Annotated in this window: 13 protein-coding genes and 1 pseudogene; 10 read left to right on the top strand and 4 right to left on the bottom strand. The window is 68.5% G+C overall.

Annotated elements, in window-relative coordinates; genetic code table 11:
* Nucleotides 1-103: 103 nt before the first annotated feature.
* The 7 genes from AB0H88_RS26765 to AB0H88_RS26735 all read left to right on the top strand — a co-directional run bounded on the left by AB0H88_RS26765 (nt 104) and on the right by AB0H88_RS26735 (nt 3,886).
* Nucleotides 104-322 carry a hypothetical protein gene (locus AB0H88_RS26765; RefSeq protein ID WP_357648921.1) on the top strand — a complete coding sequence of 73 codons (219 nt, stop codon included), beginning with the start codon at nt 104-106 and terminating at the stop codon, nt 320-322.
* A 3-nt stretch (nt 323-325) separates the two neighbouring features.
* Entirely contained in the window at nt 326-490 is a 165-nt protein-coding gene (locus AB0H88_RS26760; RefSeq protein ID WP_357648919.1) for a type II toxin-antitoxin system RelE/ParE family toxin, read from the top strand.
* Nucleotides 487-816 carry a helix-turn-helix transcriptional regulator gene (locus tag AB0H88_RS26755; RefSeq protein ID WP_357648917.1) on the top strand — a complete coding sequence of 110 codons (330 nt, stop codon included), beginning with the start codon at nt 487-489 and terminating at the stop codon, nt 814-816. Before AB0H88_RS26760 ends, AB0H88_RS26755 begins: the two co-directional genes overlap by 4 nt.
* 303 nt (nt 817-1,119) lie before the next feature.
* Nucleotides 1,120-1,323 (top strand): hypothetical protein, encoded by a 204-nt coding sequence (locus AB0H88_RS26750; protein WP_357648915.1) that lies wholly within the window; start codon nt 1,120-1,122, stop codon nt 1,321-1,323.
* 70 nt (nt 1,324-1,393) lie between these two features.
* On the top strand, nt 1,394-1,729 hold the full coding sequence (locus AB0H88_RS26745) for a hypothetical protein (protein WP_357648913.1): 336 nt from the start codon (nt 1,394-1,396) through the stop codon (nt 1,727-1,729).
* A 322-nt stretch (nt 1,730-2,051) separates the two neighbouring features.
* Nucleotides 2,052-2,417 (top strand): nuclear transport factor 2 family protein, encoded by a 366-nt coding sequence (locus tag AB0H88_RS26740; protein ID WP_357648911.1) that lies wholly within the window; start codon nt 2,052-2,054, stop codon nt 2,415-2,417.
* A gap of 341 nt (nt 2,418-2,758) precedes the next feature.
* Entirely contained in the window at nt 2,759-3,886 is a 1,128-nt protein-coding gene (locus tag AB0H88_RS26735) for a Fic family protein (RefSeq protein ID WP_357648909.1), read from the top strand.
* 245 nt (nt 3,887-4,131) lie between these two features.
* Here AB0H88_RS26735 and AB0H88_RS26730 read toward each other — a convergent pair.
* Nucleotides 4,132-4,311: pseudogene (locus AB0H88_RS26730) on the bottom strand (hypothetical protein); the annotation flags it as partial.
* A gap of 212 nt (nt 4,312-4,523) precedes the next feature.
* Between AB0H88_RS26730 and AB0H88_RS26725 the strand changes: the two are divergent.
* Nucleotides 4,524-5,255 carry an alpha/beta hydrolase gene (locus AB0H88_RS26725; RefSeq protein WP_357648907.1) on the top strand — a complete coding sequence of 244 codons (732 nt, stop codon included), beginning with the start codon at nt 4,524-4,526 and terminating at the stop codon, nt 5,253-5,255.
* Nucleotides 5,256-5,300: 45 nt separating this feature from the next.
* Here AB0H88_RS26725 and AB0H88_RS26720 read toward each other — a convergent pair whose 3' ends face one another.
* Both AB0H88_RS26720 and AB0H88_RS26715 read right to left on the bottom strand, forming a co-directional pair.
* Nucleotides 5,301-7,514 carry a hypothetical protein gene (locus tag AB0H88_RS26720; protein ID WP_357648905.1) on the bottom strand — a complete coding sequence of 738 codons (2,214 nt, stop codon included), beginning with the start codon at nt 7,512-7,514 and terminating at the stop codon, nt 5,301-5,303.
* A gap of 137 nt (nt 7,515-7,651) precedes the next feature.
* Nucleotides 7,652-8,515 (bottom strand): LLM class F420-dependent oxidoreductase, encoded by an 864-nt coding sequence (locus AB0H88_RS26715; protein WP_357648903.1) that lies wholly within the window; start codon nt 8,513-8,515, stop codon nt 7,652-7,654.
* A 217-nt stretch (nt 8,516-8,732) separates the two neighbouring features.
* Between AB0H88_RS26715 and AB0H88_RS26710 the strand changes: the two genes are divergently transcribed.
* Both AB0H88_RS26710 and AB0H88_RS26705 read left to right on the top strand, forming a co-directional pair.
* Complete coding sequence (locus tag AB0H88_RS26710) at nt 8,733-9,962, top strand: MurT ligase domain-containing protein (protein ID WP_357648901.1); 1,230 nt, start codon at nt 8,733-8,735, stop codon at nt 9,960-9,962.
* Nucleotides 9,952-10,665 carry a glutamine amidotransferase gene (locus tag AB0H88_RS26705; protein WP_357648899.1) on the top strand — a complete coding sequence of 238 codons (714 nt, stop codon included), beginning with the start codon at nt 9,952-9,954 and terminating at the stop codon, nt 10,663-10,665. Before AB0H88_RS26710 ends, AB0H88_RS26705 begins: the two co-directional genes overlap by 11 nt.
* Here the strand turns inward: AB0H88_RS26705 and AB0H88_RS26700 are convergent.
* Nucleotides 10,617-11,900 carry a DUF6596 domain-containing protein gene (locus AB0H88_RS26700; RefSeq protein ID WP_357648897.1) on the bottom strand — a complete coding sequence of 428 codons (1,284 nt, stop codon included), beginning with the start codon at nt 11,898-11,900 and terminating at the stop codon, nt 10,617-10,619. The two genes, AB0H88_RS26705 and AB0H88_RS26700, sit on opposite strands and share 49 nt — an antisense overlap.
* Between the last annotated feature and the right edge of the window lie 66 nt (nt 11,901-11,966).

The raw sequence follows: 11,966 nt of genomic DNA, 5'->3' as shown, positions 1-11,966 counted from the left end.
GGCGGCGGGTGTTCCTTTCACCAACAAGGAGAGCTTACGAACGCGTCACCGAGGAGTGAGCGAGCCTCTCGGCGTGACATAAGCTAGGAGTTATACTGCCTGCATGGCGTGGGAGATCGTGCTGCTGGAGCCTGTCGAATCGTGGTTCCTCAAACTCTGCGAGAGCGAACCAGACTCTGCCAATTTGATAGAGAAAGCCATTGATCGGCTTGCAGAGGTCGGCCCCGCGCTTGGTCGCCCATTGGTGGACACCCTGATAGACGACGGTATGAGCAACCTCAAGGAGCTCCGTCCGGACTCAAGGAAGCGAACCGAGATTTGAATCGTGTTCGTCTTCGATCCGGACAGGGAGGCGATCTTCCTTGTGGCCGGCGACAAGGCCGGCAGATGGTCAGGCTGGTATGAGGAAGCGATACCTCTTGCCAAGGCGCGCTATGCCGAGTACCGCGCCGCGAAGTCGGCTGAGACGAAGGAGGAGGGCAAGCGATGAGCCCCGGACGCAATTGGCGTGAGGTCAAAGCGGAAGCGCACCGGTTGTATCCCGATCTGGCCGACCCGCAGCGTCAGGCTGCTGCCGATGCGCAGTTGGATGCCTACGTCGCCGGTCATCATCTGAAAGAGCTGCGCAAGTCGGTGGGCAAGACCCAAGCCGAGGTGGCGGCTGCTCTCGGCATCTCTCAAGCGCGTATTTCTCAGATTGAGAACGGCGATCTGGACTCGATGGAACTCGAGACCATCCGCGCCTACGCGGCCGCCCTTGGTGGCCACGTCGATGTGACGATCAGCGTTGGGCCTCACTCGGTACGGGTCGCTTGACCGCGAGCCCGGTCAAGGACGAGCGATACGGCTGCCGTCCATAGAGCGATGTGCGCTTCCTTTGGCGCTCGTCGCGCACTGCGAGGGCTCGCCGATCAGGCGCCACACAGCCCGCCCCTGCCACGGTTTCCCCATCATCAGCCTCTCCATTGTCGGCTTTCCCTCGGCCAACGTCGAACATCGCCGTCGAGCTCCCACCCCGTCCCAAACTTCGACTTCCTGGCGTCCTAGCTAACGGCGCGAGTGGAACCGTCGTTCGTGATCGCTAGGGTTTCCACCTGCGACCGGATGGAGGAGACCGAAGTGGCCGAGCTGATCCGCAGCGTCTACGACGAGGCGCCGATCTCGGATGGGCGGTTTGGCCTGTACGACGTGTCCGGCCATAGCTGGGGTGCCGTGCAAGAGGCCGAACACGGTGCGCTGGTGACCGGCCCTGAAGGAATTTCGCTGGGGCTTGAACGGGTCCAGTCGGGATGGCCGGGGCGGCGGCGGCTTTGCGCGGGGTGAGTCAGCCAAGATCAAGTGCTTGGCGTTACCGGCTGTTCCGTTGGTCCCCAAGGTCAGTAACGTGCCGGTCATGACCGAGAGTTCGGGTACCGGTGTCAAGGCGTTGCTCAATGAGGAGATCGTCGCTCTCGCCGCCAGTACGTTCGTAGTGGTGTTCACGGGCGTCGGGCTGGGACGTGAGCAGGCCCGAAACCGGGTGGACAAAGAGCTGTACGGCCGGTTCGGGAAGCCGCGTGGAACCGACGCCCACCATGCCTACCAGGCGGTCATCCTGCAGATCGTCCTGGTCTGGGAGCGGGCGGGGATCGCGGCACGGACTACTACAGGCCCACTGGTCCTGCTCCCGGACGGCGCCCGCCTGCTCAACGCCACCGACGCGGCCCGCGAACTGCGTACCCTGCTCTGAGCCGTTGAGCTGAGCTCGATGCCGCGGCCGAGCCGCTTGTGTTCGTGGCCTACGACGGCGCCGTACGGCCCCCGCCCCGCGCACCGCCAGCCCCGTCATACCGGCGTGACCTGGGCCGTGCCCCGTGCCTCCTGGACGCGGCGCTCCCACAGGCCGGTCCACGGCCTGGTTCGCGGAGGGGATGCCGAGTAGCAGTGCCGCGGCCCGGTTGATCGGCAGCCCGGCCTCTTCGACCAGGGCCAAAGCCCGCCCGATCTCCTCGAAGTCCACTCCCGCTGCCGGGCCGGGGCGCCCGCGGCCAGGGCGCCGGCCCTGCGAGGAGATGGCTGACCTGTTCGCCGAGGACGCGGTTTTCGAGTTTCCGTTCCAGTTGCCCGGCGCCCCACAGGAGGAGCAGGGCCGCGAGACCTTCCGTGCCCACCTCAAGACGGGTGCCCAGATTCAGAGGTTCGAGTCGGTGGACAACGTCGCGATCCGCCAGACGGCCGACCCGGAAGTGGTGATAGCCGAATACCGGCTGCAGGGCCTGGTCACCGCGACGGGAAAGCGGTTCACTTCCCAGATCGTCATGGTCGCTCGCGTGCGCGATGGACTGATCAGCTGGTCGCGCAACTACTCCAACCCACTCGACAGTGTGATCGCCTTCGACATGGTCGACGATCTCATCGCCGGGCTGGGCCGACACTGAAGCTCCAAGGGGGGTTAAGGCCAAGCTCAGGAGCAGGCGTGGTGGCCCGGACCGGCTCGCTGAGTCCACTTAGCAGCAAGATCGTTTATCGACCGGGCGCGCAGCAGCCTCTATCGCACTTCGTAAGTGTTCTCTCGCGGCTCCCATACGAACGGTTAACAACTAAGTGTTCGTATGAGCGAGAGGTAGTAACGCTTGTGGCCGAGTACATCACCCTGTCGTGGCAGGGCACCCCCAACGGTGCAACGCGAGCGGAACGTCAGCGCTGCGACTACAGAGCTTACGTTCCCGACCCTCTGCTGGGTCGTCCATTGACCCTGACGGGACAGCGCGCGGCGGACGTGAGCGACGTCGAACGCCGGCTCATAGAGCTGAACACCTCCGAACGTCCTCTGGTCAGCCTTGAAGCACTGGCCAGGCTTCTCCTGTGGGCCGAGGCCGTAGCGAGTTCCTTCATCGAAGGTCTGCAGATCAACGTGCGACGTCTGGCCAAGACCGACGTGGCAGAACGTACGGGCATAGAGATGCGCGACGACACGGCACACGCCGTCCTCGGAAATGTCCGGGCGATGGAATCAGCCCTCGGACTCGCGGACGCGCCGGCCATACACCTTGACGACGTGCTGGAGCTGCACCGGCGACTTCTCAACGGAACCCGGGACGCACGCTTCGGTGGGCTGATCAGAACCGAGCAGAACTGGGTCGGCGGAACCGGAATGTCACCCTGCAGTGCCGACTTCGTCCCTCCACCGCCGGACCGAGTGCACTCGCTCCTCGAAGACCTGTGCGCGTACGTGTCAGGGGACGAACACCCCGCTCTTGTCCAAGCGGCTATCGCGCACGCGCAGTTCGAGACGATCCATCCGTTCGTTGATGGGAACGGCCGCACTGGAAGGGCACTTATCCACCTGATCCTTCGGCGTAGAGGGCTGGCACCCCGTTTCGTTCCTCCGATCAGCCTCATCCTGGCCTCACACGCTGACGCGTACATCTCCGCACTCACGTCATATCGGTATGAAGGAGCCGCCGACTCCCCGGAGGCCCAGGAGGCCATGGGCGCGTGCATCGATCGATTCACCGTGGACACCGCCCGCGCCATCATCGATACGGATCGCTTCGGTGCGGACCTTGACGCCCTGGACACGGACTGGCGACGGAAAATTGGGAGCGTCCGCTCTGGATCCTCCGTCGATCTTTTGCTGCGAGTGCTTCCCTCCGCTCCTGTGCTCACGGTGGCCACTGCCGCCGACCTGATCGGAAGATCCAGTCAGCGAGCCAATGACGCCGTCAATCAGATGGCAGCAGTCGGCATACTCCGACAGACCACCATCGGCAGACGCAACCGCGCATTCGAGGCACCCGACCTCATCAACGCCCTCACCGGATTCGAGCGAGCACTCGCCAGCCCTCTGGGTGACACGCGGCAGGCGCCGCCCGCGCGTCCAGTCCCCTACCGGACTCAGGGGTGAGGGTTAGCTCGGTCACGCCTCCCGACTCTTGGGAGGCCGTCGTGCTGCCCATGCGAACAGTTGGCTGCTAAGTGTTCGCATGGGCGAGAGCTGGTAACGCTTGTGCCCGACTGCATCACCCTGTCGTGGCAGGGCATTCCGGTCAGCCGACCGCAGATGCAGGCTCTTGCTCGTGATCACGAGTGCTCCCCGGTGTTGAGGAGGCCCACCGACTGCTGCAACGGGGTGTTGCGTGCCTAAAACGCTCACTTAGGGCGCAGGCTGTCCAGCACGAGGTCGGCGAGGCGGCCGGGCTTGGCGTGGTCGGCGCGGCGGCGTTCTGCGGTGACTGCGGCCAGGACGATGGCTTGTGCGTCTTGGCTGTCCACATCGGTTCGCACCACGCCTGCCTCCTGAGCATGGGCCAAAAGTTCGGCGAAGATCTGTTGGAGTTGGGTCGGGCGACTCCGTCCCCGTCAGCAGCGGCACCGCGAACGCAACGTTTGCCCTGCGCGGGCTGTGTGATACCTTCGCCGCCGCTGTGCATCGCCGCGAACCGAGGAGGTGAGACCGATCAACGCTGTGACAGGTCGGGGCTCCCTCCTTTGCACGGTCTAGGGAGCGCCCGCAGAAGGCATCCCGAAAGGCTTGCGACGCTATGCGCTTCACCTCCCAGACGTCGTTGGACGGCGTCAGCGAACAGATCTTCACCTTCGGCGACATACCCGGTGTGCTGTGGACGCCGGAACATGCCGTCGGGCCTCGTCCCCTGATCCTGATGGGGCACGGCGGCAGGCAGCACAAGAAGGCCCCAGGCATCCTGGCCGGTGCACGCCGCTTCGTCGCCGAGGGCGGGTTCGCGGTCGCCGCGATCGACGCGCCCAACCACGGCGACCGGCCGAAGGACGAGGAGTTCGACCGGATCGCGGGCGAACTGCGGGCCGGCATGGCCGCCGGCCAGGATCCGTCCATGCTGGTCGCCGCCATGCACGCGCACCTGGCCGGGCAGGCCGTCGCGGAATGGCAGGCGGTCATCACCGCGGTCCAGGAACTCGATCACGTGGGCGTCGGCCCGGTCGGCTATTGGGGTATGTCGATGGGCTGCGGACTCGGTGTGCCGCTGCTCGCCGCGGAACCCCGGGTCCGCGCCGCCGTGCTGGGTCTGCTCGGCCTGCACGGGCTGGCCGAGAGCGCCGCTGGAGTGACCGTCCCGGTGCTGTTCCTGCTCCAATGGGAGGACAACCTGGTGCCGCGGGACCAAGGGCTGGCGCTGTTCGACGCTCTGGCCTCGACTGACAAGACGCTGCACGCCAACCCGGGCAAGCACGGGGAGATCCCCGAGTTCGAGACCGACAGCTCGCTGCGGTTCTTCGCCCGGCACCTTGGTTAGGGCCGCTGCCTGATAGTTCGCGACATGCCGGCCGGGCTTGGCTGATCAGCCGTTGTAACCGTGGCATGGATCGATGCTCGTGGAGCGGAGCCCGGCCGCGAAGTCCCGATCTCCGCCGATCGCCGGGAAGTCGATCAGGTGATCTTGCAGACGGGCGTGGCGGAACTGATAACTGCCGCCCACCTGCCGGAGCACGCCGTGACGGTGGGCATGGTCCAGGAGATCCATCACCCGCCAGGGCAGCTTCTTCCTGAACACCAGCCAGGCGCGGATCAGCATCCACCGCCCCCACGCGGTGCTGCTCACCGCGACCAGGGTGACCCCGATGCCCACCCCGGCGCCGGCCACCAGCGCGGTGCCCAGTCTGGCCGCGGGATGGGCGAGCATGGCCGCCGCGACGCCGACCATCAGCCCCGCACCGAGTCCGCCGCCGAGCGCCTGGGTCAGCGCGGTGGCGCGGTCCAGGTCGAGGAGGGAGCGGGGGCTGATGTTCTCCTCGGGTCCGACCGGCGCGGTCAGGCCCGCGCCCAGCCCGACGCCGATCCCGCCGGCGACCCCGGCCACCACACCGGCGACGAGCCCGATGTCCGAGCCGTCCGCCATGGACCAGAAGACCATCCCGAACACGAGGCCGGCGAACAGCCCGACGGCCACACCCACGAGGATTCCCCGCAGGATCTGACGGCGGCGACCCTTGATCCGGAGCCGGACCCGGGAAGGCGACGGTCTTCTCCCGAATCCGGACACCAGTGCCGCCCCGACACCGACGCCGAGCCCGGTCCCGCATCCGGCGATGGCCAGGAACGATCGGCCGTACACAAGCCCCGCCACCAGCCCCATCACGGGCCCCGCAGTCAGTCCCGCGGCCAGTCCGGCGATGAGTTCGAAACCGCCCCGGGGGAGGGTCCGGTGCAGCTCCCACCAGCCGAGATCACGGGTGCCGAGTGCTCTCAGATGCCGGGCGAGGTGCGCGAGCCAGGCCCGAGCCTGGTCGTGCTCGTACGTGCGGAGGGGCGTCGCGGGAGATCCGGAATGGTCCGGCGGCGGCAGTGAAAGTTGATAGACCGTGGGGAGGAACGCCTCGAGCAGGTGGTGTTCGATCGCGGACCGGTCCGGGAACCTGCCGAGGTCGAGCAGGTCGGACGGGTCGGTGCCGGGAGGGGCGTACGCCGAGCGCGTGAGGGAGACCATCAGCGGAGGCGACAGCGCCCGTGCCAGCGGACCGTCGGGGCAGGCGAGGAGATGATCGAACATCGGTGTCCAGCGATCGTCGCCGGTGGGAAGGGCGGCGCGCAAGTGGTCGACGGCGTCCTCGGGTTTGACCGGTTCGATCTCTACGACCGCCGCGTGAGCGAGTGGCTGGCCCTCCGCCGCGACCGCGGCGTCGTACTCCGCGCAGCGACAGGTGATCACCAGCGGACGCTTGTCGATGACGGCTCGATCGATTGCTTTGATCGCCGTAGCGTGCAGCCTGCCCGGCATCTCGTCCAAGCCGTCCAGGACCAGCATCACCCGTGCGGAGTGGACCAGCCGCCAGGCCACGTCATTGCCGTGGACGTCCCGGTCCGCCAGGAACGGATACTCCTCACGCAGTCGCCTGGCGAACCAGACGTCGAGCCGTTCCCGGGCCGGGTCCCATGAGGACGCGGTCAGCAGGACGGGCACCGGCTCGGCCGGCTCGCGGGTTTCGAGCACGCCGAGGGTGAACAGGAGCGCCAGCACGGTCTTGCCGGCCGCCTGCTCTCCCAGGACCATCAGCTGCTTGCGCGGGAGCTTCCGGAACGCCGTCACCACGTCGCCCAGGTCGCCGTGCAGCCGCAGACGCGTGGGCCGCCCCGGTATCGTCCCCTCGCCCAGCACCGCGATCGCGGAGGCACCGGGACGGCCCGAGGACGACCAGTGCAACCGCAGCGGATCCGGCCGGCCCAACGTCCGCACCGCCGCCTCCTCAGTCCACTGGTCACGTACCCTGCCCGCCAGCCGGGCCACCCACGGATCCAGCGACCGGGCCTCGTCCGCCGCGGAGGCGGCGCCTTCGCGCCGAGGTGCGGCGGCCCCCCATCCCAGAGCGGCCACGGACACCAGCAGCGAGACCCCACTGAACAACAGGCTGCCGACGCCGGCGAGCTTGTCTGCCTCCTCCAGACGGTCGGGCGAACCGAGGTGAAAGTACACGAGCACCGCGGCCACGGCGATCAAGAACGCCGCACAGCTCACCCAATGCCACACCCAGCGTCGCGACTTGATTACTCTCCGCACCTGAATATCATCGCCCACCGATGTCCGGGCGGGTGCGGGAACGCCCTGGCCGGGACGCGCGGCTCAGCTCAGCTGTGTCCGCGGCCACGTTTGTGCTGCCGTCCCGGGCAACGTGCTCATGTCCGCAACGCTTGTCCTCAGCGCCCGGCCGGGGTGATGGCGGAGATCTGCGTGGCGAGCGCCGCCAGGTGCGCGAGTGAGGAGTCGGCGGCGGCGTCGGGGACGGCGACGATGACGTGGTCGATGCCCAGCTCGGCCAGGTCGCCGCAGCGCTGGACGCTCTCTTCGACGCTCTCGCCGTCGGGGATGCGCATGTGGAGGGTCTTCTCGATGTCCTCGTACGGCCGTCCCAGGCGTTCGCAATGGTCGCGCAGCACGCCGAGCTTGTGCCGTACATCGGCGCCGTGCAGGAAGTTACAGGCGTCGGCGTACTCGGCGACGAGACGGAGAGTCTTCTTCTCCCCGCTGCCGCCGATCAGGATCGGCGGGCGGGCCTGAGGGGAGTTGAGCGTGCGTTCCAGTCTGTAATGGGTGCCCTCGTACGGCTTGTCCTCGTCGCTCCACATCTGTTTGGCGATCTGGAGCGTCTCCTCCAGCCGCTCGAACCGCTCGCCGAGGGAAGGGAAGGGGAGACCGAGACCTCGGGCCTCATGCTCGTACCAGCCCGCGCCTATGCCGAGGACGGCGCGGCCCCCGGAGAGCGCGTCGAGCGTGCTGACCTGCTTCACCAGCAACCCGGGCGCACGGTAGACGGCACCGGTGACGAGGGCGCCGAGCGTGACCCGGCGGGTGAGGGCGGCGGCATACGACAGCGCGCCGTACGCCTCCAGCATCGGATCCTCGACGGCGCCGAAGTTGGGGATTTGGAAGAAATGGTCCATCACCCACAGGCTGTGCAGCCCGGCTTCGTCGGCGCCGCGGGCGACGGCCGCGAACCTCTCGGCGATGGCGGTGTCGCCGCCGGGCCAGATGAAGCGAGGGCAGGTCAGACCGAGTTTCATCGAATACTCCTTGATCGGGGAATGCCTGCCGCAGGGTGACGCGTCACTGCGATTTCGGGCATGAAAAAACCCTCCCGCCTGGGTCGCTGGACCCGAGGCCGAGAGGGCTCCGTACGAATGATTATCTCATAGGCCGAGCACGGGAGACCGAAGGCCCCGGACGTGTTTTGGTGCGCCCCACCAGAGCAGAGCCCAACGACGACTAGGATCCTGTGCCATGACCCAGCTTCCACTGCGGGCTCAGCTCGCGAGCGCCCTGGGCCGCAGTGCCGCCACGCTGTCGAGGATGACCGGGCGCGGCGACGGCTCGGTCATCGGCGGTCGGGTCGGCCTGATGCTCGAGCCCGACCTGCTCCGGCAGCTCGCCCGCGACCGCAGGCTGGCCCTGGTCAGCGCGACCAACGGTAAGACCACCACGACCCGGCTGATCACCTCGGCGCTGCTGGAGCTGGGGGAGGTGGCCACCAACGCGTTCGGCGCCAACATGCCCGCCGGTCACGTCTCGGCGCTCTCCACGCACAAGGACGCCCCTTACGGCGTGCTGGAGGTCGACGAGAAATACCTGCCCGAGGTGCTCGACACCACCGGCGCCGGCGTCGTCTGCCTGATGAACCTCAGCCGCGACCAGATGGACCGCGCGGCCGAGATCTGGCTGCTCGCGCAGAAGTGGCGCAGGGCGCTGTCCGGCAAGCCGACACACGTCATCGCCAACTGCGACGACCCGCTCGTCACCTGGGGCGCCTCGACCGCGGCCAAGGTGACCTGGGTCGCGGGCGGTCAGCGCTGGAAGGAAGACTCCTGGTGCTGCCCCGAGTGCGGCGGGCCGCTGGATCGTAAGGACGCCGACTGGGCGTGCCGTGAGTGCACCTTCCATCGGCCGGAGCCGCAGTGGGTGCTCGACGACGACGCGGTGATCGATCCGCGCGGACAGCGGTGGCTGCTCGACATCCAGCTGCCCGGCCTGGCCAACCGGTCCAACGCCGCGATGGCGCTGGCGGTGGGCGAGGCGTTCGGACTGTCGGTCGAGCGGGCGTTGCCCCGGCTGCGCGAGGTCACCTCGGTCGCGGGCCGCTACACCACGGTCGAGCGCGACGGCCGCCACGCCCGGCTGCTGCTGGCCAAGAACCCGGCGGGCTGGCTGGAGGCGTTCGACGTCTCCGACCCGCAGCAGCCGATCATCCTCTCGGTCAACGCGCAGGGCCCCGACGGGCGCGACACCTCCTGGCTGTGGGACGTCGACTACCGAATCCTGCGCGGCCGCCCGGTGTTCGTCACCGGTGAGCGGCGGCTGGACCTGGCGCTCCGGCTCGACGTGGCCGACGTGCCGTTCACGCTCTGCGGCACGTTCAACGAAGCGCTGGCCATGCAGCCGCCGGGCCGGGTCGACGTGATCGCCAACTACACCGCCTTCCAGCAGATCCGATCGGAGTTCGGTCGTGCCGTCTGACAGCGCCCTTCGCATCGTCTGGATCTATCCTGACCTGCTGAGCACGTACGGTGACCAGGGCAACGTGCTCGTCCTGGAGCAGCGCGCCCAGCGCAGGGGGATCGAGACCGAGACCATCCACGTGCGCTCGGCCGACCCGGTGCCGGAGAGCGGCGACATCTACCTCATCGGCGGCGGCGAGGACCGACCGCAGATCCTCGCGGCGGAGCGGCTGCGCAAGGACGGTGGCGTGCACCGCGCGATCGCGCGGGGCGCGGCGATGCTCGCGGTCTGCGCCGGTTACCAGATCATGGGCAGTACGTTCGGCGGCGAGGAGGGCCAGCCGGTCGACGGCATCGGCGTGCTCGACATCGCCAGCTCCCGCGGCCCCTCACGGGCGGTCGGCGAGCTGGTCGCCGAGGTGGATGCCGAGCTGGGCCTGCCGACGCTGACCGGCTTCGAGAACCACATGGGAGTCACCCGCCTGGGGCCGGGCGTCAAGGCGCTGTCCCGGACGACCGTGGGAGTGGGCAACGGGGACGGCTTCGAGGGGTGTTACGCGGGACACATCGTCGGGACCTACCTGCACGGGCCGGCGCTGGCGCGCAACCCGGCGCTCGCCGACCTGCTGCTCTCCTGGCGCGCGGGCGACCTGGCCCCGCTCGACGACACCCGCTACGAGCAACTCCGCCGCGAGCGCCTGGCCGCCGTGCTCGGCAGCTGACCTTCCAGCGCGCCGGCCTTGGCGTGCAGGTAGCGCTGTTGCTGGAGGCTGCTCGTTCGCTGTGCGGCCGCCTCGTACGACTCGCGGGCCGCCCGGTGGTCGCCGGACATCTCCAGCAAGTGGGCCCGGACCGCGTGCAGCCGGTGGTCTTCGGCTATCCGGGCGTCGTGTGCCAGCTTTTCGAGCAGGGCCAGACCCGCTTCCGGGCCGTCGACCATGGCGGCCGCCACGGTGTGGTTGAGCGTGACCACCGGGTTGTCGGAGAGCCGCATCAGCACCTCGTACAGGGCCTTGATCTGGGGCCAGTCGGTCGCCGCCGCGGTCGGCGCCTCGTCGTGCAGGGCGGCGATCGCCGCCTGGAGCTGGTAGGGGCCGGTCGGGCCGCGGGGGAGGGCGCCGGTGATGAGGGCTGTGCCTTCGGTGATGTAGGCGGTGTTCCAGAGGGTTCGGTCCTGTTCGGCCATGGGGATCAGGGAGCCGTCCGGGCCCGTACGCGCCGGTCTGCGGGCGTCGGTGAGGAGCATGAGGGCCAGCAGGCCCGCCACCTCGGAGTCGTCCGGCAGCAGGCGGTCGACCAGGCGGGTCAGGCGGATCGCCTCGATGGTCAGCTCGGTGCGCTGGAGGGCCGGACCCGAGGTGCTGGCGTAGCCCTCGTTGAAGATCAGGTAGAGGACGTGCAGGACCGCGGCGAGCCGTTCCGCGCGGTCCTGGCCGGAGGGCATGCCGAAGGGGAGGCCGCTCTCCTTGATGCGGTGCTTGGCCCGGGTTATGCGCCGGGTCATGGTCGCCTCCGGGACCAGGAACGCCCTGGCGATCTCCGCGGTCGTCAGGCCGCCGACGGCCCGCAGGGTGAGCGCGATCTGCGACGCGGGCGACAGCGAGGGGTGGCAGCACATGAACAGCAGGATCAGCGTGTCGTCGGACTCCGACGCCGGCCGGTCCGCGGCGGGGGCCAGCCACTGGTCGGGCAGTGTCCAGCGTGAGACGGTGTCCTCGCGGTGCCGGCGGGCCTGCTCGCCGCGCAGCAGGTCGGTCAGCCGGCGTGAGGCGACGGTGATCAGCCAGCCGCGTGGGTTGTCCGGCAGGCCCTCCCCGGGCCACTGCAGGGCGGCCGCGAGCAGCGCCTCCTGCGTCGCGTCCTCGGCCGTGGCGAAGTGTCCGTAACGACGTACCAGCGCGCCGAGGACCTGCGGCGCCAGCCCGCGCAGCAGGTCCTCGATTTCGCCCCCGGTCACAACAGGACCTCGCCGCCGGTCACAACAGGACCTCGCCCCCGGTCACAACAGGACCTCGTCGCCGAT

Origin of the sequence: Nonomuraea sp. NPDC050680 (genome assembly GCF_040654555.1) — a bacterium.
In the GTDB taxonomy this organism is placed as follows: Bacteria; Actinomycetota; Actinomycetes; order Streptosporangiales; family Streptosporangiaceae; genus Nonomuraea.
Note: the sequence above shows the minus strand (reverse complement) of the source record. Positions and strands in the feature narration are given on the sequence as shown.